The following is a 22,192-nucleotide window of genomic DNA, read 5'->3' as shown; positions in this document are numbered from 1 at the left end:
GGTCAGAGCGCCTTGGCTGCAGCCAGCACTTCCTCGGCGTGGCCCTTGACCTTCACCTTGTTCCACACCTGCGCAATCTTGCCATCCGTGCCGACAAGATAGGTCGTGCGCTCCATGCCCATGTAGGTGCGTCCGTACATCGACTTCTCGGTCCAGATCCCCAGCGCGTCGGAAACCCCGCCTTCCTCGGCATCGCTGGCGAGCGGCGCGACAAGCGCGTGCTTTTCGGCAAACTTGGCATGCTTCTTCGGCGGGTCCTTGCTGACGCCGAGGACGGCAACGCCCGCGGCCTCGAACTCGCCATGAAGCGCCGAAAAGTCCTTGTTCTCGGTGGTGCAGCCCGGTGTGTCGTCCTTGGGGTAGAAGAACACGACCAGCTTGCGCCCTGCGAAATCCGAAGCCTTCACGCTGCCGCCATCGGGCTTGGTCATCGCGATGTCGGGGAATGCCTCGCCCGTTCCGATCCGCTCGCTCATCATGCAATCTCCAGTTGAATATCGAACACCTGCGCCCAGCCACGGCCCACGCAATGCCGTGCTGCCAGCACCGCATCCAGCAGCGCGTCCCAGCTTTCCAGGCCGCAGGACCGCGCGACGATGCCCCGGCTCGCTTCTGGCGGGAACATGCCATCAGGGGCAACCAGCCGCACCACCACCAGCAATCGCGCCAGCAGGTCATGCGCCTGCCGCATGCCGGCGGGCAGCAGCCCAAGGTCTTCGAGCGCCTGCACCGCCGCGCCAAGATCCGGCGTCTGCGCCAGATGGTCGCGCAATTGCAGGAAATGGACCATGAATTCGATGTCCACCAGCCCGCCCCGCGCCAGCTTCACGTCGAGAGGGCCCTTGGCCGGCTTGTGCTCAGCCATGGTCCTGCGCATTTCCAGCACATCGGCGCGCAGCTTTTCCGGGTTACGCGGGCGCTCCAGCACCCGCGCGATGATCGCCGAAAGCGCCGCCCGGTCCGCGTCGGTCCCGAACATCGCCCGCGCCCGGCACAGTGCCATGTGCTCCCACGTCCAGGCATCCTCGCACTGATACTTCTCGAAGCTGTCGAGGCTTACGGAGATTGGCCCTTGCGCCCCCGAAGGCCGCAGCCGCGTGTCCACCTCGTAAAGCGCGCCCGCCGCCGTCGGCACCGAAAGCGCGGCGATCACCCGCTGCGCCAGCCGGTTGTAGTACAGCGTCGCCCCCAACGGCCTGCGCCCGTCGGATTCGCTCGCATGATCGCCGCTGAACAGGAACACCAGATCAAGGTCCGATGCATGCGTCAGCGCTGCACCGCCCAGCCGCCCGAGGCCGAGGATCGCCAGATCGCTCTCCGGCACCACACCGTGATTGACACGAAACTCCTCGATGGCCGCACGGCCCAGCACCTCGATCGAAGCCTCGGCCACCCGGCTCAGCGCCGCTGCCACCTCAAGCGGATCGCGCTGCCCTTCAACCAGCTGCACCCCCAGCGCAAAGCGCATCTCGCCCACGCGCAGGCGCACTGCATCGAGCAGCCGCTGGTAATCGTCCCCTGCTTCCCCGCGCGAAAGCTCGGCCGCAATCTCGGCAACGCTGCCCGGCAGGTCGAACGCCGACCGGTCGATCAGGATGTCGAGCAGGTCCGACCGTCGCGCCAGCTCGTCCGCCAGGGTCGGTGCGTGGGCCAGCACTCGCATGACGACGGCCAGCAATCCCGGCCGCGCCTCCAGCAGGCGGAACACGTTGATCGCACTCGGCAATCCCTCCAGCAGGTGTTCCCACCGCAGCAGTGCCCGCTCCGGGTCCGGCGCCTCGCACAGCGCACGCAGCAGCTGCGGCCGAATCCGCGCAAACGCCTCGCGCGCCTCGGCGGAGCGCAGGCAACGGTACTGCCCGCCCTCCCAGGCCTGCACCCGCTCGGCAAAGCGATCGACCACCGGGTCGGACTGGTCGGGCACCTCCACTTGCACCGCGCCCGTCGGCGCATACGTCTCGATCAACGCATCGAACCGCCGCCCGACAGTCTCGGAGATTGCCGTCAGTTCCGCCACCAGCGCCGCGCCATCTGCCAGCCCGTCCAGCCGCGCCACGCCATCGAGCGCGGCCGCATCTCCCGGCAGCGAATGCGTCTGCTGGTCCGCCACCATCTGCAAGCGGTGCTCCAGCGTCCGCAGCCGGTCATAGCTCTCGCCCATCACGGCGGCATCCTCGGCCCCGATGATCCCGGCTTCGGCGAGCGCATCAAGGCTCGCCCGCGTACCCCGGAGCCGCAGCGCGGGATTGCGCCCGCCATGGATCAGCTGGTGCGTCTGCGCGAAGAACTCGACCTCGCGAATCCCGCCGCGCCCGCGCTTCAGGTCATAGCCCGGCCCGATCGCCTGCCCTGCCGAATAGTGATCGCGGATCCGCGTCGTCAGCCGCCCGATCTCGGCAATCGCCCCGAAATCGAGGCTGCGCCGCCACACGAAGGGCCGGATCGTATCGAGGAAGGCCTGTCCCCGCGCCACATCGCCCGAAGCCGCCCGCGCCCGGATATAGGCCGCCCGTTCCCACGCCAGCGCGCTCGATTCGTAATGCGTGATCGCCGCTTCGAACGGCAGGGCTAGGGGGCTGACCTCCGAGGCGGGCCTCAATCGCAAGTCCACCCGGAAGACATAGCCATCGCCCGTCACCGCAGACATGATCTCCATCAGCGACCGCGCCACGCGCTGCGCCGCATCGGCTGGATCGTCGCGCTCGCGGCGCGGCAGGACATCGGGATCGTAAAGCAGGATCGGATCGATGTCCGATGAATAGTTCAGCTCCTGCGCCCCGTGCTTGCCCAGCGCTATGGCGGTAAATCCGGTGCTGTCCGCATCGGGCACGCGCCGCCGGATCGCCGCCGCAATCGCCGCGTCGAGCGACCGGTCGGCAAAGTCCGATAGCTCCGCCACCACGCGCCCCAGCGGAAACGCCCCCGCCAGATCGCCGATTGCCACGACCAGCGCCAGCGCCATCCGCTCCCGCCGCAGCGCCACCGCGGCATCCTCGATGCCAGAGCCGGCAGCCTTGGCCCGGGCCAGCGCCCCTTCGGTATCCCCTGCCGCCAGCAAGGACTCGACCTCAGGCAAGCGGCCAAGCGCCATCGACAGAAACGGGGAGTGCGCACGCGCGCGGGCAAGGGCGCTTGGAAAATCGGTCATCGTCCGTCCCGAATGCCCCGCTTGCCGCGCGTGATCAAGCGCCATGGAAAACGCCCGCCTTCTGCTCTAAGGCGCGGGGCCAATTCCTCGGATTCCGGACCAGACAGCCATGACCGCCCACTTCACCATGCCCCCCGAATGGCACCCTCAGGACTGGCTGTGGATCGGCTTCCCGCACCTCGCCGAGGAATGGTCGGGGGTGATCGACAAGGCGCAGGAGCAGATTGCTGCCTTCGCCAGCGCCGTCGCCGACAGCGGCCAGGAAGTGCGCCTTGTCGTGCGCGATGCCGCCAACGAAATGCGCGCAAAGTCGCTGGTCTCTGCGGCAGTAAAGCTTGAACGCCGCACCTATGGCGATGTCTGGCTGCGCGATACCGGCCCGCTCGTCGTCCTCGATCAAGCCGCAAACCGCAGCGCCCGCCTGTTCGGCTTCAACGGCTGGGGCGAGAAGTACCTGATGCCGGGCGATCAGGAAATCGGCGCCGATCTCGCCGCTTCGGCCGGCCTCGAAGCCTCGAAGGCTGACTGGATTCTCGAAGGCGGCGCGCTGGATGGCGATGGCACCGGCCTCGTTGCCACGACCGAACAGTGCCTCCTGAACCCCAATCGCAACCCGCACCTGACCCGCGCGGACCTCGAGATGCGCCTCAACCGGGATCTCGGCTACACCCGCGTCCTCTGGCTGGGCGACGGGTTGATCAACGACCACACCGACGGCCACGTCGACAATCTCGCCCGCTTCGTCGGCCCGAACCGCCTCGCGCTCCCCCGCGCCACCGGCCCGAACGATCCCAACGCCGGGATCTATGCCGACGCCAAGGCCCGCGCCCAGGCCGCGGGCGTGGACGTGGTCGAAGTCCCGTCGCCGGGCCGCATCGAGTGGGGCGACATGATCCAGCCTGCCAGCTACATGAACTTCGTCATCACCACGAACCTCGTGGTCGTGCCGATCTTCGGTTCGCCCCACGATGAAGATGGCGTCGCCGCTATCGCCGAACTCTTCCCCGACCGCGCCACCATCGGCCTGATGGGCGATGCCGTCCTCGCAGGCGGCGGCGGCTTCCACTGCGCCAGCCAGCAGATGCCGCGGGCGGTGGTGGCGTCCTGATAAGCTACCGTCACCCCGTGCTCGACCCGGGGTCCCGCTTTCTTGCGGTTTCAGCTTTGGCCAAATAGGCAGCGGGACCCGGATCAGGTCCGGGGTGACGAACTTCTTTATTGATTAGCGGACGGCCTCAACTCGCCAGCCGCAACCCCGCACCAGCCACATCAACCCCTGGCTGATCCGGCCAGATCCCGCGCGTGTCGTAGACCACCTTGCCCGAACGCTCGGCCAGCGGCACCACCTTGAACACGTCGTGGTCCACCAGCACGATCAGCACGCCGCATTCTTCCAGCGCGGTGTCGAGGTCGATCTGCACCGCACCCGTTCCCTCGAACTCGCGCGGCAACTGGCCCGCATAGGGTTCCACCACGTTGATTCGGCTGCCGAACTTGCGTGCCAGGCTCGCTGCCACATAGCGCGCCGGGCTCTCGCGGAAATCGTCGATGTTGGCCTTGAACGCCAGCCCCAGGCAGGCAACCTTCACGCCCGGATGGGCCTCGACCAGTTCCGCAGCCTTGGCGACGACATGGTGCATCTTGCCATCGTTCACGTTGCGCGCGGTGCGGATCAGCGGCGTTTCATCAGGAGCGCCCGCGACGATGAACCACGGGTCCACCGCAATGCAGTGCCCGCCCACGCCAGGGCCGGGCTGCAGGATGTTCACGCGCGGATGGCGGTTGGCCAGCCGGATCACTTCCCACACGTCCAGCCCCATCCGGTCCGCCACCATCGAAAGCTCGTTGGCAAAGGCGATGTTCACGTCGCGGTAGGCGTTCTCGACCAGCTTGGTCATCTCGGCCGAGCGCGCATCGGTCGTCACGCAGGTCCCGCGCACGAAGCGCTTGTAGAATGCCAGTGCCTTGCGCGCGCAGCGCGGCGTGATGCCGCCGATCGAACGGTCGTTGTTGGTCAGTTCTTCCAGAATGCGCCCCGGCAGCACGCGCTCCGGGCAATAGGCGATGGAAACGTCGGGCGTCTCCTTCGTCTTTCCGGGGAACTTGAGGTCGGGCCGCAGCCCCGCCATCAGATCCCGCATCTGCTCAGTCGTGCCGACAGGCGAGGTCGATTCGAGAATCACCGTGTCGCCTGCCTTGAGCACCGCCGCAACTTGCGTCGCAGCCGCAAGCACATAGGAAATGTCCGGCGTGTGATGTCCGTCCTTCTCGAACGGTGTCGGCACCGCGATCACGAAAACGTCGGACGGCGCGATCTGCGTCGATGCGCGCAGCAGCCCGCGCTGCACCACGCCATGGACGAGGCCATCAAGGTCGACTTCCTCGATATGGATCTCGCCCCGGTTGATCGTGTCGACCACGTGCTCCGACACGTCGAGGCCGAGCACCTTGCACCCTGCGCGGGCTATGATGGCAGCGGTTGGAAGTCCGATATAGCCGAGCCCGACAACACAGACGTCCGGCTTCACATCACCCATCATTCGCCAGCAACTCCACGATACGGCGCGCCGATTGCCCATCCCCGAACGGGTTGTGCGCACGCGCCATGGCCGAATAGGCAGCCTTATCGTCGAGCAGGGTGAAGATTTCGGTAACGATGGTGTCCACGTCGGTGCCGACCAGCTTCGCGGTCCCGGCAGTCACGCCTTCGGGCCGCTCGGTCGTCTCGCGCATGACCAGCACCGGCTTGCCCAGCGCAGGGGCCTCTTCCTGCACGCCGCCCGAATCGGTCAGCATGATCTCGGCCACGGACAGAAGGCGGGCGAAGTGCGGGTAATCCAGCGGCTCGATCATTGCCACGTTGGGCAGACCGTTGAGCGCCGCGTCCATCACCTTGCGCACATTGGGATTGGGGTGGACCGGAAACACCACTGCCACGTCCTCGCGCGCAGCAATCTGCCGCACGGCCTCGGCAATGTTCTCCAGCCCCCCGCCAAAGTTCTCGCGGCGATGGCTGGTCACCCCGATCACGCGCTTCCCCGCAAACCGCGCCTCGATTTCGGCAAGCCCGGAAGCAAGCGCCGGTTCGGCCTCGATCTTTGCCGAAACCCATTGGAGCGCATCGATCACCGTGTTGCCGGTCACGTGTACGCCCTTGGCATCGACATTCTCCGCCAGCAGCGCCGCTGCCGAAACATCGGTCGGCGCAAAGTGCAGCCTGGCAATCGTGCCGATGATCTTGCGGTTCACCTCCTCGGGCCAGGGGTGATAGATGTTGTGGCTGCGCAGCCCCGCCTCGACATGGGCCACCGGCAGCTTGCGATAATAGGCGGCCAAGGCGCCGGCCATCGCGGTTGCCGTGTCGCCCTGAACCACCACCCAGTCGGGGTTCACCTGATCCATCACCTTGCCCAGCCCGGTCAGCAGCGCAGCCGTCAGCCCGTCGAGCGTCTGGTCCGGCTTCATCAGATCGAGGTCGAAGTCCGGCACGATCCCGGCAATCTCCAGCACCTGATCCAGCATTCCGCGATGCTGCGCCGATACGCAGGTCACCACGCGCGTGCGCGGATCGGCCGCAAGGGCGTGGACCACGGGAAACATCTTGATCGCTTCGGGGCGGGTGCCAAACACCACGAGAATGGTCTTTTCCGTCATGGCGCTCCCAATAACCTTCGAGTGTTAACCGTGAAATAAGAGCCTCGATTTAAGCAGGGCGGCAATCCGGCGCTTCAAGCGTCAACCATGAAAGGCCGCCTGTCCCGTGACAGTCCAGTTCCCGACGCTTGCTCCTGCTCCCGTTCCCGGCAATGCTCGGGGCCTCGATCCGCTGGTTTCGGCGACCACCCGCGTCACTGTGCTCGGCCTTGGTTACGTCGGCCTGCCGCTGGCTGTCGCCCTCGCCAAGAAGTTCTTCGTCACCGGCTTCGACATCGACGTCCAGCGCATTTCGGAATTGTCCGAAGGGCATGACCGCACACGCGAGATCGAACCGGCGCTGCTCTCGATGTCGAGCCTCGGCCTCACCTGCGATGCCGGCGTCTGCCCGCCGAGCGACTTCTACATCGTCACCGTGCCAACCCCCATCGACAACCAGAATCGCCCCGACCTGCGCCTTGTCGAATCCGCCTCGCGCACGGTCGGCAAGATGCTGCCCGCTGCCGTCAAGGAAGGGCGCGCGCCCGTCGTCGTGTTCGAAAGCACCGTCTATCCGGGTGTCACCGAGGACATCTGCGGTCCGATTCTCGAGGAAGTTTCCGGCCTCAAGTGCGGTCAGGACTTCTTCCTCGGCTACAGCCCGGAACGCATCAACCCCGGTGATCGCGAACATACCATCGAGCGCATCACCAAGGTCGTCTCCGGCCAGACGCCCGAAGTGCTCGATCGCGTGGCCGATCTCTATGGCGCGATCACGTCTGGCGGCGTGTTCCGCGCCGCCTCGATCAAGGCTGCCGAAGCCGCCAAGGTGATCGAGAATGCCCAGCGCGATATCAACATCGCCTTCATGAACGAGATCACCCAGATCTTCTCGAAGATGGACCTCTCGGTCTGGGACGTGCTCGCCGCCGCCGGCACCAAGTGGAACTTCCTGCCCTTCACCCCCGGCCTCGTCGGCGGGCACTGCATCGGCGTCGATCCCTATTACCTCTCGGCCCGCGCCGAAGCCCTCGGCCACGATCCCCAGGTGATTCTCGCCGGGCGCGGGGTGAACGATGGCATGGCGCAATGGGTCGCGCAGCAACTCCATGCCCAGCGCGGCGGCAAGCCGGGCACGGTCCTCGTCCTAGGCTTCACCTTCAAGGAAAACGTGCCGGACCTGCGAAATTCCAAGGTCGCCGATGTCGTCGCCGAACTCCAAGCGCTCGGCCACAAGGTCGCCGTCCACGATCCCCATGCCGACAACGCCGAGGCCATGCTCGAATACGGCATTGAACTGGCGGGCGATGCCTTCGAACAGACCTTCGACCTCGTCTTCCTCGCCGTGCCGCACAAGTACTACCTCGCTGCCGGGGCAGACCGCATCGCCGCCCTGCTCGCGCCGGGCGGGACGCTCGCGGATCTCAAGGGCGTGCTGGGCGAACGCGCCGACTGGAAACTCTAATTTATCCCTTTACCCTGCGTCCCCGCGAAGGCGGGGACCTCGGTGTTCAGACGGAACGCCAGCATAAACCGACTGAGGCCCCCGCCTGCGCGGGGGATCAACTGCTTGATTCGAAAGTGAAGCCAACGTGAAAGTCCTCGTTACCGGAGCCGCCGGCTTCATCGGCTATTCGCTCATCACTCGCCTGCTCGCGCGGGGAGACGAGGTCGTCGGCGTCGACATCGTCAACGATTATTACGACGTCAGCCTCAAGGAAGCGCGCCTCGCCCGGCTGGTGGAGCAGGGCGAGGCGCGTTTCTCGTTCTGTCGCAATGACTTCGCCGATTACGCGGGCCTTGTTGCCGCGCTGGAAGGCAAGCAGTTCGAACGCATCGTCCATTTGGGCGCGCAGGCCGGGGTGCGCTATTCGATCGAGAATCCGCACGCCTATGTGCAGTCCAACCTCGTTGGGCACCTCAACCTGCTCGAAATCGCCCGCCATCGCGGCGCGGAGCACATGGTCTATGCCAGCTCGTCCTCGGTTTATGGTGGAAATTCAAAGCTTCCCTTCTCGGTGGACGACCGCGTGGATCACCCGCTCTCGCTCTATGCCGCCACCAAGAAGGCAGACGAACTGATGAGCGAGACCTATGCCCACCTCTATCGCCTGCCGCTGACCGGCCTGCGCTTCTTCACCGTCTATGGCCCCTGGGGCCGCCCGGACATGATGATGTGGCTGTTTACAAAGGCAATTCTGGCGGGCGAGCCGATCAACGTCTTCAACCATGGCGACATGTACCGCGATTTCACTTACGTCGACGACATCGTCAGCGGCGTCATCGCCTGCCTCGACAACCCGCCGCCGGACGACGGTTCGGTCAAGGCCGGGGGCAGCGAGAAGCCCCACCGCCTCTACAACATCGGCAACCACAAGTCCGAGCACCTGATGAAGGTCATCGCGATTCTGGAGGAGCAGCTGGGGCGCAAGGCCGAGATGAACCTTATGCCGATGCAGCCCGGCGACGTCCGCCAGTCCTTCGCCGACATCGACGCCATTTCAGGCGACCTCGGCTATCGTCCGACGACGAGCATCGAGGTCGGGGTGCCCAACTTCGTGAAGTGGTACAAGGACTACCACGGGGTGTGACATTGCCCCCACTTTGCTCGCAAGAGTTGCGGGGGAGTTAGGGGGGAGTTGGGGTAGAGTTGAGGGTGAGTTGGAAAGTATGTGTTCGTCGCCCCATTCCCAATCAACCCGAACCCAAAACCATCACGCGTTCACGTCGGCATAGTGGCTCGGCGGCTGGATCACGTCCATGCGCTCGGCCAGGAGCGGGCGGAAGCTCGGGCGGCTCTTGAACACCGAATACCACCCGCGCGCCTGCTCGTGCCCCGACCAGTCGATCCCGCCGAGATAGTCGGCCACCGAGATCTGTGCAGCGGCGGCAAGATCGGCCAGGCTCATCGTCGAGCCTGCCAGCCAGGGCCGGTTGTCGATCAGATAATCGATATAATACAAGTGCTCATCGGCCAGCCGCATTGAATCGCGCAGGCGCTTGCTGTCTGGCGGGCTGCGATAGACGAGGCGCTTCTTCATCCGCTCTTCCAGCAACGGCAGCGTCACGTCGGCATAGAAATTCTCGTCGAACAGGGCCACCAGACGGCGGATTTCCGCGCGGTTCACCGCCGTGCCGTTGATCATCGGCGTCTTGTCGACGGTCTCTTCGAAATACTCGCAGATCGCGCGGCTGTCGGCCAGAACCACGCCGCGTTCAGGGTTCTGGATTGCCGGAGTGCGATAGGCGGGGCTCAGCTTCCCGAACGCCTCGGTCCGCTCCCACGGGTTCTCCCGCACGAGATCATAGGCCACGCCCTTCTCACTGAGGAGAAGGCGCACCTTGCGGCTGAACGGACACAGGGGAAATTGATGTAGCTGCCACATGCGTGGAAGCTTTGCGCGGGGAGCGACGCAGGGTCAAGGACATGCGGCATGCTGCGTGCTTGACCACAGTAGTGACAAGTCCGCTCTTGGCAGTTAGTCTGACTAATTCCGAACTCTTGCAAGTGGCAGGCATGACTGTAATCCCCCTCGGCCTTGGTGCGACCCGGCGCTCGTTTCTTCAGGGAGCAAGCGTGCTTGGCCTGTTCTCGCATAATGTCAGCGCGTTCGCGGCAGCTGCAAAACCGGGGCGGGCACAGGCCATGAACCGGGTCCAGCCTTTCGACATGTCTGACATAACGCTGGCCGAGAGTCCGTTTCTCCATGCCCAGCGCATGACCGAGGCCTACCTCCTGCGGCTGTCGCCTGACCGGATGCTGCACAATTTCCGCAGGAATGCGGGGCTCGAGCCGCGCGCGCCGGTCTATGGCGGATGGGAGTCCGAGAAGACCTGGGAGGACATCAATTGCCACGGTCACACCCTCGGCCATTACCTTTCCGCCTGCGCACTTGCCTGGCGCGCCACTGGCAAAGCCGAATATCGCAACCGCATCGAATACATCGCCAGCGAGCTTGCGGCGTGCCAGAAGGCTTCGGGTTCAGGCCTCGTCTGCGCCTTTCCCAAAGGTGCGGCGCTGGTGGTCGCGCATCTGCGCGGAGAGAAGATCACCGGGGTTCCGTGGTACACGCTGCACAAGGTCTACGCCGGCCTGCGCGACGCGACGCAACTGGCGGACAGCGACAGGGCGAGGGACGTGCTGCTGCGGCTCGCGGACTGGGGCGTGATCGCGACGCGGGACCTTTCCGACGAAGCGTTCGAAGCGATGCTGGATACCGAGCATGGCGGCATGAACGAGATCTATGCCGATCTCTTCGCGATGACCGGCAAGGCGGAGTATCGGACGCTTGCCCTGCGCTTCTCTCACAAGGCCATCCTGCGTCCGCTGGCAGAACGCCGCGATCATCTCGACGGGCTGCATGCCAATACGCAAGTGCCCAAGATCGTGGGATTCCAGAGGGTTCATGAAGTGACGGGCGCGCCGGAGTATCACCGCGCCGCGCAGTTTTTCTGGCAGACCGTCACCGGCCCGCGGGCCTTCGCCACCGGGGGGCATGGCGACAACGAACATTTCTTTCCCATCGCCGATGGCGGGGCACACGTCTTTTCCGCCAAGGGTTCGGAGACCTGCTGCCAGCACAACATGCTCAAGCTCACGCGCGCCCTGTTCATGGCTGAACCCAAGGCGGATTACGCCGACTATTACGAAGGGACGCTGTACAACGGCATCCTCGCCTCGCAGGACCCTGACAGCGGCATGGCGACGTACTTCCAGGGCGCAAGGCCGGGCTACATGAAGTTGTACCACACGCCCGAGGATTCGTTCTGGTGCTGCACCGGAACAGGCATGGAGAACCACGTAAAGTATCGGGATTCCATCTATTTTCACGACGCGGACGCGCTCTGGGTCAATCTGTTCATCCCTTCCGCTGTGCGCTGGCGCGGCATGGGGGCGGAACTCGCGCAGGAGACCGCATTCCCGGAAAAGGCAGAGACCTTGCTGCGGTGGAAGTGCGCCCGGCCGTTCGAGGCGACGCTGAACCTGCGTCACCCCAGCTGGAGCCGGACGGCCCGCGTTCTGGTCAACGGGGCAGAAGTCGAGACGTCAAACGAACCCGGGCGTTTTCTCGCGGTGCGCAGGACATGGCGCAACGGTGACACGGTTGCTTTGCAACTGAAGATGGAAACGACCGCCCAGGCCCTGCCGGCAGCGGACGACATCGTGGCGTTCAAGCATGGGCCGCTGGTGCTTGCCGGAGCGCTGGACCCGGTTCCGCAGGGTAGCGACATCGTGGTCAACGAGCGGCTCTATGGTGCCTACAACGATGCACCGGTGAAGGTCCCGCACCTGGCTGGCGAGGCTCAAGATCTGGCGAAAGCGATCCGCAGCAGGGCCAAACCGCTGGAGTTCGAACTGCCGGCGGCGGATGGCTCGGCTATCCGGCTGTTGCCGTACTTCAGGATCGCCCACCAGCGCTACGCGACCTATTGGAAACTCGCCTAGCGCTTGCGCGCCGGCTCCTTTGCCAGATTGAACGCCACCGCCGCACGAATCAGTGCAACGAAGGCCTCGCCATCAAGCGCATCGCCCTCGCGCAGATCGATGGCACGGCGCGTGCCGCCGGTCAGGCTGGCATTGAACAGGCGATCAGGATCGGACAGCGCGGCGCCGTGGGCGAAAGTCAGCTTCACGTAGGCCTTGTAGACCTCGCCGGTGCAGATCACGCCGCCATGCTCCCAAGTCGGCACGCCTGCGGGATTCGTGGGTTTTGCCCACTTCACGCTTTCGATCACGTCCGGGTCGGCGCGATGGATAAGCTCCCGCACTCGAGCGAGCATCTCGCCGCGCCAGTCGGCAAGCTCGGCGATGCGGGCGTCTATTCGGCTGGCGAGAGAGGCTTGCTCGGTCATCGTCTGAGGTTGGCAGTCAATGCCTTATAGATAAACAGGAATCTCAGATGCTCCCCTTCACCGTCAGGGTGAAGATCGGGCCGATCAGGCGATCGCGGGTCTCGACGAAGGCAATGGGCGAGTTGGGGCGGGGGCCGGCGAAGACCTCGCGGTCCCAGCGCTGGCGGCCATTGAGCAGGTTGTTGGCGCTCGCTTTCACCGTCAGGCCCATGACGTTCTTGTGCTCGATGTAGACTCCGGCAAACACCGGTCCTTCATAGGCGCGACCACGCTCGAAGCGGCGGTGGTAGAGCGACTGGTGGTTGTATTCGTAGGATGCGCCTGCCGCCCAGTCCGTACCTTGGAAGTCCTGGCGGAAGTTCAGCTCCCAGTAGCGGTCGGTGATGCCGCCATAGGGGATGTGGTTGGCGGGATCGAACGGATCGCGCAGCTTTGTGAAGGTCAGCTCGACGTTGAAATCGAGCCGCGCGCCTTTCCAGCCAAGCGGATCGAACTGCAGCGTGGTGTTGCTGACAATCTGCCGTTCCTGCGCCGATCCGACGTTGCCGATGGATTCGCCGTTCGTGCCGATCGGGATCACGGTCACGTAATCCTGCACATTGCGGCCGACGAGGCGCAGCTTGGTCGAGCCCAGCTTGCCGAAGGTGCGATTGAGTTCGAGTTCGGCCGACCAGTCCTGCTGCGGCACGAGATCGGCGTTGCCGCTGTTGGCATTGCCATCATCGAGGAAGCGGCGGGCAAGGAAGTCGTAGAACGAAAGCTGGCCGACCGAGCGCTTGATCTTGAACGAGACATCGAGACTTTTTGCAGCCTTCCAGCCCAGCGAGAGCGAGCCCTTGGGCCGGAAGAACGAGCGGCTGAGGTTGCCGTCGGGGCCTGTCGCGCCAGTCTGCATCAGCGTCGATTTCTCGGCGCCGGCGATCAGCTGCAAGGTCAGGGTGCTGGAAAGCGGGCGGCTGAACGAGAGGCTGGCATCATAGCGGTCTTCTTTCACGCCGCCGGTGCCTTCGGGGAAGGGGATCTCCACGAACTGGCCGGTGTCATCGAGTTCCGCAAGGCTGGCGACGTTGCGCAGCGAATTGAACGCGCCTTCTCCCGCGAGTTGCCAGTCTCCGCCCAGCATCTTCCAGGAATATTCGCTGCGAACGATGCGCTCGCTGCTGTCGCCGGTCTGGGCGAACCGGTCACCCAAAGCGGGCGACCCGTCACCAAACGTGGTCACGACCTGCTGGCTGTAGGGCTCGTGCTCCTCGCGGTTGAGGCCGATCAGCTTGAGGCGGCCGGGCCCAAGCGCGAACTCGTAATCGCCGCCGATTTCCCAATTGCGGGCGGAGGATTTGTCGATCAGGTCGCGCACCACGGTCGAGCCATCGACATTGGTGCGTACCGAGTGTTCGGTGAACCGGCGGGGCACGCGCTGGAACGAGCCGTTGAGGTTGGCGATGGACGAGCCGGGGCCGTCGATGGTCAGGCGCACAGCGAGCTTGGGATCATCGCGGTTGGCCTTGACGACGTCCTCGCGGGTCTGGATCACCGCGCCGTTGCGGTCGGTGATGATCGTCGGCCCACCGGCTGCGCCGCGATTGGCGTTGTTGGTGAGGCTGATTGTGTATTCGACCGGCCCCTGGCGGCCCGATACCGACACTTCGCCGTTGGTGTAGCGCGGGTCTGCATAGTGTGCGCGGTATTCCGGGCTGTAGCGGAACTGGCCGGAAAAGCTGGAGGAGCGGGCAACGACATTGGCGACCTGTCCCGTGAGGCCGGGGATGTCGAGCTTGGCGCCATCGACCAGTTCGATACGCTCGACGGTGGAGGCCGGGATGCGCGAAAGCTGGGTCCAGATATCGTCCGACTTGGATGACAGGCGCTTGGAGTTGACCAGCACGTTGCCGCTGGCCTGGCCGAGGCCTCGCGCTTCCTCGCCTTCGCGGATGGTGAAGCCCGGAACCTGGCGCAGCATGTCCAGGGCATTGCGCGGGGCGAAGCGTTCGAAGTCCTTGGGCGTGAACGTGCTGCGGCTGCCGGTCGTCTGGGCGGCGGGAGGGGCAGTTTCGGGGGCTTCCTCTGCGGCGCGCACCGGCATGGCAAGGGCAAGCATGGCACAACCGCACAGCAGCGGGATTTGTTTCGATAGAAACTTCATGCCCCGCCGATGGCGCAACTCTGCAGGGCTGACGCGACAGGCTCGACCAACGACATGCGCGGGCCGACCAAAGCCATGTGTCGGTTGGAATCAGCCCGAAAGGCGCATCCGGTCACGCAGGACGTCGATCGCGATGCGTTCTATCGCGTCAGCAGGGCGATCAGCCAGCAGGAGACGAGCGAGCGTGCGCTGCTTCTGCGCGATAAGGTCGATCGCCTGGAGCTTGTCCATGTGGTTGATGGCCACGCTCATGTCGTCGCACAGGGCGGAGCCAAGTGCTTCGACTTCTTCGGCCAGCTCATCAAGGACGACCGCAATCTGGCGATGGGTGGCTTGTGCCATGGGCCTTTGCCCTCCCTTGGGTCAGGCTGCTTCGGCGATCTGGGCGCCATCGGAAAGGGCGGCGAGGTTCAGGACCATGACCATGCGGTCCTCGATCGCGGCGAGGCCTTCAAGGAAGGGCACCACCGTATCGCCTGCCGTGGTCGGCGGCGGCGGCTGGAGCGCTTCGCTGTCGATGGTCACGATGTCGCTGACCGAATCGACGATCCAGCCTGAGATCTGTGCGCCCTGCTGGGTAACGATGATCGCGTGACGGGGCGTTGCTTCGGTGGCGCGCCAGCCGAGTCGGGCGGCGAGGTCCACAACCGGAAGGACCGTGCCGCGCAGGTTCACGACGCCTGCGACATAGTGCGGCACGCGCGGCAGGCGCGTGGTGGGCGACCAGGCGCGGATTTCGCGGATGGCCATGATGTCGAGGCCGAAGACCTGGCCTTCAACCTCGAAGGTGATCAGTTCACGCAACATGTCTGGTTCCTTCCAGCAGGGTTCAGTGGGAGACGCGGCGGACGGCGGCGACGAGCTTTTCCGGGTCGAACGGCTTGACGATCCAGCCAGTCGCACCGGCCGCGCGGGCGCGAGCCTTCTTCTCGTCCGAGCTTTCGGTCGTCAGCACGAGGATCGGGCGATCGCGGTGGCGGCTGCCCTCGCGCAGGCGCTCGATGAGGCCGAAGCCGTCAAGCCGCGGCATGTTGATGTCGGTAATGACCACATCGACCTCGTTCATGGCCAGCCAGTCGAGCGCGGCCATGCCGTCCTCGGCCTGCGATACGTCGAAACCGTGCCCCGACAGGGCATGGTTGAGGAGCGCCCGCATGGAGGGGCTGTCGTCTACGGTAAGGATCCGGGTAGTGTTGCTCATGGATGGGACTCGCTTCTCGAAGATCAGAACAGTTCGACATCGCCACGAGCAAGTGCCGGGCGCGGGGTGGGCTGGACGGGTGGCGCGAACCGGTCTTCCACAGTGCGGTGGCGGACCTGGCCCGATGCCGGGCGGAAATCGACGCGGCGCGCCTGGGTGCCGCCCAGGTCCTCACGCAGGAGCGCAATGCCTTCACGACGGAGGAATTCGCGCGCGAAATCGGCGTTCATCGAGCCGATGCGCATCATGTTGCGATTGACGTTCGCGCCGCCATAGAGGTGCGCCTTGAGGTTGCCCTTGCGGGCGCCTCGGGCGAGCATCTCGTTGACCAGCAGCTCCATGAGGTAGACGCCGTAGTGCTCGTCGACCTTGGTGCCTGTAGCGTTGGCGGGCGGCTCGGACAGCAGGAAGTGGTTCATGCCGCCGATCCGCGCCTCCGGATCATAGAGGCAGGTGGCCACGCAAGAGCCCAGCACGGTCGAGTACTCGATAGAGGGGCTGCCGCTTGCCAGCGCCTGGCCCTGCATGACCGTTACCCGTTCGAGCGGCGGCGCGCCGGGAATGGGGGTTTCGAAGCTCATTTCAGGCGGCCTTGCTGAAAGCGTGGCGCGCGATTGCACCGAGGGGGGCGACAATCCGGGCAGCGCCGAGATGGATGGCAGCGCGGGGCATGCCGAACACGGTGCAGGTTGCCTCGTCCTGGGCAATGGTGCGCGCGCCGCTCTGCGCCATGGCGAGAAGGCCCTGCGCTCCGTCGGCACCCATGCCGGTCAACAGAATGCCCACTGCCCGAGGGCCGACAGTCTTGGCCACGGATTCGAACAATACGTCGACGCTCGGCAGGTGGCCCGAAACCGGGGCGCCGGAACGCAGCTTGCAGTGCAAGGTGGAAGATCCGCCCACCGAGAGGTGGCGATCGTCGCCGGGGGCGAGATAGACGTGGCCATCCTTGAGCGGCATGTCGGGTTCGGCGACGACGATGCGCGGCGGGCAGGACTGGTCGAGCGTGCGCGCGACGGCGGGGGCAAAGCGCGCGTTGATGTGCTGGACGATCAGCGTGGGCGGGCAGTCGGCCGGGAAACCCGAAAGCACGGTCTGCAGCGCTTCGACGCCGCCGGTCGAAGAACCGATGGCGATCAGGGCAGGGCGATCCGCCAGCAATCCGCGCGCTTCGCTGGCGACGCGGCGCGTTTGTGGGGCGCGCGCGGTGAATTGCACTTTCGCGGCTTCACGGATCATGCCGGCAAGCCGGCCTGCGTCGTCCAGCCCGTGCCCGCCACCCGACTTGGCATAGCAATCGACGGCGCCGAGCGCGAGCGCGCGGGCGGTCATCTCGTTGCCTTCCTGCGTCGAGCCGGACACGATGATCACCGGGGTCGGGCGCAGTTCCATGATCTTGGCGAGGAAATCGAGGCCGTTCATGCCGGGCATCTCGATGTCGAGCGTGACCACGTCCGGGTCCAGTTCACGGATCATCTGCCGGCCTTCGGCGGCATTCGCAGCGGCGGCGACGACTTCGATATCGGGCTCCTTGCCGAGCCGGTTCATCAGGATCGCGCGCATGGTGGGCGAATCCTCGACGATGACGACGCGAATTGTCATGCAGCCCTCTTGCGGTAGATGGTTGGTCCCATGGTGGAGAGTTGGTCGAGAGCCGGGCCGGTAACCCGCTCGGAATGACCGATGTACAGCCAGCCGCCGGGCGCGAGCTTTTCGGCGAAACGGGCGACCAGACGTTCCTTGGTCGGGCCGTCGAAATAGATCATCACGTTGCGGCAGAAGATGGTGTCGAACTGCCCCTGCATCGGCCAGTCACCAAGCAGGTTCAGTGACCGGAAGCGCGCGATCTGCTGCACCGCCGGATCGATGGTGCATTCATCGCCCGCTGTGCGCGTCCAGGCACGGCGGAGGGCTTCGGGAACAGGCTTGAGATCTTCGGCGCGGTATGTCGCGGCACGGGCCTTGGCGAGCGCGTGACTTGCGATGTCGCTGGCGAGCAGCCGCAGATCCCGTCGGGCAATGGCGTGGCCAGCCCCGGAGTCTTCGCCCAGCAGCGTCATCAGCAACGACCAGGTCTCCTCACCGCTCGAACAGCCTGCTGACCACAGGCGGACCTTGCCGCCGCGCTGGAGCCTATCGACGTATTCGGGTCGGACATCGCTGGCGAAATGCTCGAAGTGATGTGCCTCGCGATAGAAGAAGGTGTGGTTCGTGGTCAGCGCGCAGATGGCCTTCTGCCGTTCGGCAAGGTTTTCGCGGATGCGCAGGACATAGGCCCCGAATGTGACGCATCCGGAATCGCGCACCAGCGGCGCAAGGCGGGAATAGACCAGCATGGCCTTGCCCGGCGGCAGCACGATGCCGGCTTCCGCATGGGCGATCTCCGAGATCGCGCGGAAATCGGCCTCGTCGAACACTCCGGGGCTGACCCCCGGCATGCTCGCGTCAAGAACATCCATCAGGCTCATGCGGCTTCGGCCATGGCAGCGGATGAGGCCGATGAAAGGCTGCGCGAGACCAGCCCGTCCACGTCAATGATAAGGGCAACCCGGCCATCACCCAGGATGGTAGCCCCGGCGACGCCTTCGACAGACCGGTAATGGGTGTCTAGGCTCTTGATCACGACCTGGCGCTGGTCACAGATGGCATCGACCATCAGCGCGGCTCGGCCTGCGCCCTCGGTTTCGACCACGATGAGCACGGCCTCGCGCGGGTCGCTGACGGCTTGCGCCGCGCCGACCGAATGGGCCAGCGAGATGACGGGAATGAACCTGCCGCGCACGTTGATCATGCTGCGGCTGGCGCCAAGGCCCTGCACTTCATGCGGTTCCGGGCGCAGGCTTTCGACAACGTTCGCGAGCGGCACGACCAGCGTCTGGTCGCCGACGTTGACGACCATGCCGTCCGAGATGGCCAGGGTGAGCGGCAGGGTCAGGGTAAATGTCGTGCCCTTGCCCGGTTCGGAATCAATCGTGATGCGCCCGCCAAGGTCCTTCACGTTCTGGCGGACCACGTCCATCCCGACCCCGCGACCCGAAATGTTCGAGACCTGTTGCGCGGTGGAGAAACCAGGGGCGAAGATCAGCAGGTCGATCTCTTCCTTGGACAGGATGGCATCGGGTGCGATCAGGCCCTTTTCAACGGCCTTGGCAAAGACACGCTCGCGATCGATGCCCTTGCCGTCGTCGCCAATGCGGATGAGAATCCGGCCGGAACGATGCTCGGCCGAAAGGGTCAGCGTGCCCTCGGCCGCCTTCCCCGCAGCGATACGCTCGTCGGCCGGTTCGATGCCATGGTCCACGGCGTTGCGGATGAGGTGGGTCAAAGGTTCGCCCAGACGCTCGATCACGGTCTTGTCGAGTTCGGTGCTTTCGCCCGATACTTCCAGGCGGACATGCTTGCCCGTGGTGGACGACAGTTCACGCAGGATGCGCGGTACGCGGCTGAAGACCGAGCCGATCGGTTGCGCACGGATCGACATGGCCGATTCCTGGATGTCGCGGGTCAGACCCTCGATCATCGCCATCTCCTCGGCAACGGCGAGGCCTTGTCCGGCAAGGCGCTGCGCCATCATGGCTTGCGCGATCACGAGCTCGCCGACAGCATCGATAAGCTTGTCGAGCTTGCCAAGTTCGATGCGAATGGACTGACCCGGAGCGGGGGGCGCGGGCGGTGCCGAACTGGTCGAGGCGGCGGCGCGCGATGGCGTAGCATCCTCGGCAGCGGCGGGAGCGCTTGAAACGGGGGCAGGCGCCGGTGCCTCGACTGCGACGGGAGCCGGGGTCTGCGGTGCCGCAGGTGACGGCGGCGCAGACTCGGCTATCTGCACCGGCGGCATCTCCGCGTCGGCTCCGAACGCCAGCGAGCAATCATCGCCGACGAAGTCGAAGATGTCGCGGATGCTGGCTTCGGCAACGTTTGAGGGAAAGCTGAACGCCCAGCCGAGGTAGCCGCGGCTGGGATCGAAGGAATCGAGTGGTGGGACCGAGGAAACGTCGCAGACTTCGCACCGGCCGCCCAGAGCCGCCATTTCGCGCAGCATCAGCAGAGGCTCGCTGCCATTGCGCATCGCGCCGCTGTGGGGGCGAAGGCGCATGTGCCACCGTTCCTGCGTCGTTTCGACATCAGGGGCAGGCCCGGCTTCTGGCGTGATTTCGCCTGAAATGTCGTCAAGCAGAGCATCGAGATCGAAGTCGAAATCGTCGCCGTCGTCGCTTGATGCTTCGACGGCAATCGGCTCGACGGCGACTGCCAGCTCGGGCTGCGGGGCTGGTGCCGGAGCTGCCGCAGGGGCGACACCGGCATTGGCAGCCATTGCCGCGGTAAGATCGGCCTGGAGCGCGCCGTCCTCGGGGGGCTCGGTACCATCGCGCGCGGCAGTCACATGATCGCTCAGCGTATCGAGCGCACGCAGGAGAAGGTCGGTAAGCGGGCCGGTGATCGGCACGGTGCCGTCGCGTACATCGGACAGCAGCGTTTCGAAGGTATGGGTGAAGCCCTGCAGCGCGACGTAGCCGAACGCACCCGCGCCGCCCTTGATCGAATGGACTCCGCGGAACACGGCGTTGACGGTATCGCTGTCCTGGGTGCCTTCGCGGCAAGCGGCGAGACCCTGTTCGGCTGCGGCCAGCGATTCTTCGCATTCGGCAAAGAAGATCGCCTGGATTTCGTCGGCGGTCATGCCAGCACTCCCGAGAAGAGTTCGTCAGCGAGCCCGGTCAGCGCGGCGGCTTCGCTCAGGGCATCGGAAGGGAGAATCACCGCGCCGTCACCCGTCTGGCGGGCGCTCACCAGCAGTTGCAACATGGCCTGTCCGATCTGCCGGCACTCGCGCGCATCGATCTCGAGCGGGCCGGATCCCAGCGCTGCCAGCATTTCGGGCAACAAGGCTTCGGCAGCGGCGCGGTCGCAGCGCTCTGGCAGGGTGATCGATGTCATGGAGATGCTCTTCCTCCGGCTCGGTTGGGCCGACCGGGGAGACCCGACGCGGCAACTGGTCTTCCGGAATAGAGCACGAGGGAAAAGGCGGGCTTTCGCCGGGCCTACGGTGAGATACGTAAGGGCCGGAACATGAATTGATGGTGCTTCGCGCGTAGAACGAACCGAGGCGAAACAGCGCCTTGGAAGGTTTCTCTTGAAATGCACGAAGCCCGTGTTCTTGTAGTCGATGATTCCGCAGCAATGCGGGCTCTGTTTTCCGACATCCTCGATCAGTCCAAGAACGTGACCGTTATCGGCGCGGCGGCAAATGCGGCCGAAGCGCGTGAACAGATCAAGGAACTGCGACCCAACGTGGTGACGCTCGACGTCGAGATGCCCGGCATGAGCGGCATCGAGTTCCTGGAAGAGATCATGGGCTCCAACCCCTTGCCGGTGGTCATGCTTTCCAGCTTGACCCAAGCCGGAACCGAGACGTCGCTGAAGGCATATGAACTGGGTGCGGTCGAGTGCTTTCCCAAGCCGCTCAAGGCAACGCCCGAACAGTTCAGCAAGACCGTGGGCAAGCTCGGCAAGATCGTGCTGGCGGCGGCAAACAGCAACGTGAAGGACCGCAAGGCGCCACGCGAACACAAGCAGGCTGAAGCGCACTTCGAATGGAACGGACACCTTCTTGCGCTGTCCGCTTCGATGGGCGGCATCGACGCCCTGACCCAGCTGCTTTCCTATTTTCCCGAAAAGTGCCCTCCCACGGTGATTGCCCTCAACGCCGAGCCAGGCATTGTCGAGACGTTCATCAAGCGCATGGACGGCGAGCTGAAGTGCAACGTCAAGGCGGCCAAGGACGCCACACCCCTGACGCAGGGCACCATCCACATTGCATATGACCCCGAACGTCACGTGGTGATAGAGCCGGGCACTCCGGCGAAGTTGCGCCTGATTGATCGCGATCCGGTGGATGGCATGCGGCCTTCGGCCAATCTGCTTTACGGTTCGATCGCGCGCGGTTCAGTCCCGGCGGCAGGCGCGATCCTGACCGGCATGGGCGCCGACGGCGCCAAGGGCCTGAAGCTGATGCGCGATAACGGGTGCAAGACTTTTGCCCAGGCGCGTCAGTCGGCGCTGGTCGCCGAAGCGCCGGCTGCCGCCATCGATGCCGGCGCGGCCGAGAGCGAGCTTGACCTCGATGGTCTGGGCGAGGCGCTGATCGCAGCCTGCAACATCGGGTAGGAACCATGTCCTGGAGATCCTGCGCGGTCCGTCCCCGTCCGCGCAG

At 65.1% G+C, this 22,192-nt stretch carries 20 protein-coding genes; 5 read left to right on the top strand and 15 right to left on the bottom strand.

Annotated elements, in window-relative coordinates; genetic code table 11:
* Positions 1–2: 2 nt before the first annotated feature.
* Together NJ75_RS15960 and glnE are read right to left on the bottom strand one after the other, a co-directional pair.
* A complete protein-coding gene (locus NJ75_RS15960; RefSeq protein WP_039336323.1) occupies positions 3–476 on the bottom strand; it encodes a peroxiredoxin in 474 nt (157 codons plus the stop codon).
* Positions 476–3,148, bottom strand: coding sequence for a bifunctional [glutamate--ammonia ligase]-adenylyl-L-tyrosine phosphorylase/[glutamate--ammonia-ligase] adenylyltransferase (glnE, locus tag NJ75_RS15955; RefSeq protein ID WP_039336233.1), 2,673 nt, complete (start codon positions 3,146–3,148; stop codon positions 476–478). Before glnE ends, NJ75_RS15960 begins: the two co-directional genes overlap by 1 nt.
* 109 nt (positions 3,149–3,257) lie before the next feature.
* Here glnE and NJ75_RS15950 point away from each other — a divergent pair, with 109 nt between their 5' ends.
* Complete coding sequence (locus tag NJ75_RS15950) at positions 3,258–4,256, top strand: agmatine deiminase family protein (protein ID WP_039336231.1); 999 nt, start codon at positions 3,258–3,260, stop codon at positions 4,254–4,256.
* A 127-nt stretch (positions 4,257–4,383) separates the two neighbouring features.
* Here NJ75_RS15950 and wecC read toward each other — a convergent pair whose 3' ends face one another.
* Together wecC and wecB are read right to left on the bottom strand one after the other, a co-directional pair.
* A complete protein-coding gene (wecC, locus tag NJ75_RS15945) occupies positions 4,384–5,688 on the bottom strand; it encodes a UDP-N-acetyl-D-mannosamine dehydrogenase (protein WP_039336229.1) in 1,305 nt (434 codons plus the stop codon).
* Complete coding sequence (gene wecB / locus NJ75_RS15940; protein ID WP_039336227.1) at positions 5,678–6,802, bottom strand: non-hydrolyzing UDP-N-acetylglucosamine 2-epimerase; 1,125 nt, start codon at positions 6,800–6,802, stop codon at positions 5,678–5,680. The genes wecC and wecB overlap by 11 nt, the downstream gene beginning before the upstream one ends.
* Before the next feature lie 106 nt (positions 6,803–6,908).
* Between wecB and NJ75_RS15935 the strand changes: the two genes are divergently transcribed.
* On the top strand, positions 6,909–8,246 hold the full coding sequence (locus NJ75_RS15935) for a nucleotide sugar dehydrogenase (RefSeq protein ID WP_236727165.1): 1,338 nt from the start codon (positions 6,909–6,911) through the stop codon (positions 8,244–8,246).
* Between the two features lie 127 nt (positions 8,247–8,373).
* A complete protein-coding gene (locus tag NJ75_RS15930; RefSeq protein ID WP_039336222.1) occupies positions 8,374–9,372 on the top strand; it encodes a GDP-mannose 4,6-dehydratase in 999 nt (332 codons plus the stop codon).
* A 123-nt stretch (positions 9,373–9,495) separates the two neighbouring features.
* On the opposite strand, the gene NJ75_RS15925 is transcribed toward NJ75_RS15930, so the two are convergent.
* Positions 9,496–10,167, bottom strand: coding sequence for a glutathione S-transferase family protein (locus tag NJ75_RS15925; RefSeq protein ID WP_039336219.1), 672 nt, complete (start codon positions 10,165–10,167; stop codon positions 9,496–9,498).
* A 131-nt stretch (positions 10,168–10,298) separates the two neighbouring features.
* Here NJ75_RS15925 and NJ75_RS15920 point away from each other — a divergent pair, with 131 nt between their 5' ends.
* Positions 10,299–12,227, top strand: coding sequence for a beta-L-arabinofuranosidase domain-containing protein (locus NJ75_RS15920; protein WP_039336216.1), 1,929 nt, complete (start codon positions 10,299–10,301; stop codon positions 12,225–12,227).
* On the opposite strand, the gene NJ75_RS15915 is transcribed toward NJ75_RS15920, so the two are convergent.
* The 10 genes from NJ75_RS15915 to NJ75_RS15870 all read right to left on the bottom strand — a co-directional run bounded on the left by NJ75_RS15915 (position 12,224) and on the right by NJ75_RS15870 (position 20,916).
* Positions 12,224–12,634 carry a DUF1801 domain-containing protein gene (locus tag NJ75_RS15915; RefSeq protein ID WP_156135835.1) on the bottom strand — a complete coding sequence of 137 codons (411 nt, stop codon included), beginning with the start codon at positions 12,632–12,634 and terminating at the stop codon, positions 12,224–12,226. The genes NJ75_RS15920 and NJ75_RS15915 overlap by 4 nt on opposite strands.
* Before the next feature lie 43 nt (positions 12,635–12,677).
* Complete coding sequence (locus NJ75_RS15910) at positions 12,678–14,777, bottom strand: TonB-dependent receptor plug domain-containing protein (RefSeq protein WP_039336212.1); 2,100 nt, start codon at positions 14,775–14,777, stop codon at positions 12,678–12,680.
* A gap of 90 nt (positions 14,778–14,867) precedes the next feature.
* Positions 14,868–15,119, bottom strand: a complete 252-nt coding sequence (locus tag NJ75_RS15905) for a hypothetical protein (RefSeq protein WP_039336211.1) — start codon at positions 15,117–15,119, stop codon at positions 14,868–14,870.
* A 21-nt stretch (positions 15,120–15,140) separates the two neighbouring features.
* A complete protein-coding gene (locus NJ75_RS15900) occupies positions 15,141–15,584 on the bottom strand; it encodes a chemotaxis protein CheW (protein ID WP_039336209.1) in 444 nt (147 codons plus the stop codon).
* Between the two features lie 22 nt (positions 15,585–15,606).
* Positions 15,607–15,978, bottom strand: coding sequence for a response regulator (locus tag NJ75_RS15895; RefSeq protein ID WP_082013426.1), 372 nt, complete (start codon positions 15,976–15,978; stop codon positions 15,607–15,609).
* Between the two features lie 23 nt (positions 15,979–16,001).
* Entirely contained in the window at positions 16,002–16,559 is a 558-nt protein-coding gene (locus NJ75_RS15890) for a chemotaxis protein CheD (protein WP_052242571.1), read from the bottom strand.
* Between the two features lies 1 nt (position 16,560).
* Positions 16,561–17,580: a protein-glutamate methylesterase/protein-glutamine glutaminase gene (locus NJ75_RS15885; protein WP_039336208.1), complete on the bottom strand. Its 1,020-nt coding sequence runs from the start codon at positions 17,578–17,580 to the stop codon at positions 16,561–16,563.
* Positions 17,577–18,446 (bottom strand): CheR family methyltransferase, encoded by an 870-nt coding sequence (locus NJ75_RS15880; protein WP_039336206.1) that lies wholly within the window; start codon positions 18,444–18,446, stop codon positions 17,577–17,579. The genes NJ75_RS15885 and NJ75_RS15880 overlap by 4 nt, the downstream gene beginning before the upstream one ends.
* Positions 18,443–20,659 carry a chemotaxis protein CheA gene (locus tag NJ75_RS15875; protein ID WP_039336204.1) on the bottom strand — a complete coding sequence of 739 codons (2,217 nt, stop codon included), beginning with the start codon at positions 20,657–20,659 and terminating at the stop codon, positions 18,443–18,445. Before NJ75_RS15875 ends, NJ75_RS15880 begins: the two co-directional genes overlap by 4 nt.
* Positions 20,656–20,916 (bottom strand): STAS domain-containing protein, encoded by a 261-nt coding sequence (locus NJ75_RS15870; RefSeq protein WP_052242570.1) that lies wholly within the window; start codon positions 20,914–20,916, stop codon positions 20,656–20,658. Before NJ75_RS15870 ends, NJ75_RS15875 begins: the two co-directional genes overlap by 4 nt.
* A gap of 201 nt (positions 20,917–21,117) precedes the next feature.
* On the opposite strand from NJ75_RS15870, the gene NJ75_RS15865 reads away from it, so the two are divergent.
* Positions 21,118–22,146 carry a chemotaxis protein CheB gene (locus tag NJ75_RS15865; protein WP_039336202.1) on the top strand — a complete coding sequence of 343 codons (1,029 nt, stop codon included), beginning with the start codon at positions 21,118–21,120 and terminating at the stop codon, positions 22,144–22,146.
* The last annotated feature ends 46 nt before the right edge of the window (positions 22,147–22,192 follow it).

The organism is Novosphingobium subterraneum, assembly GCF_000807925.1.
Classification (GTDB): domain Bacteria; phylum Pseudomonadota; class Alphaproteobacteria; order Sphingomonadales; family Sphingomonadaceae; genus Novosphingobium; species Novosphingobium subterraneum.
The sequence above is the reverse complement of the archived record's forward strand: the minus strand, read 5'-3'. Positions and strand labels throughout refer to the sequence as shown.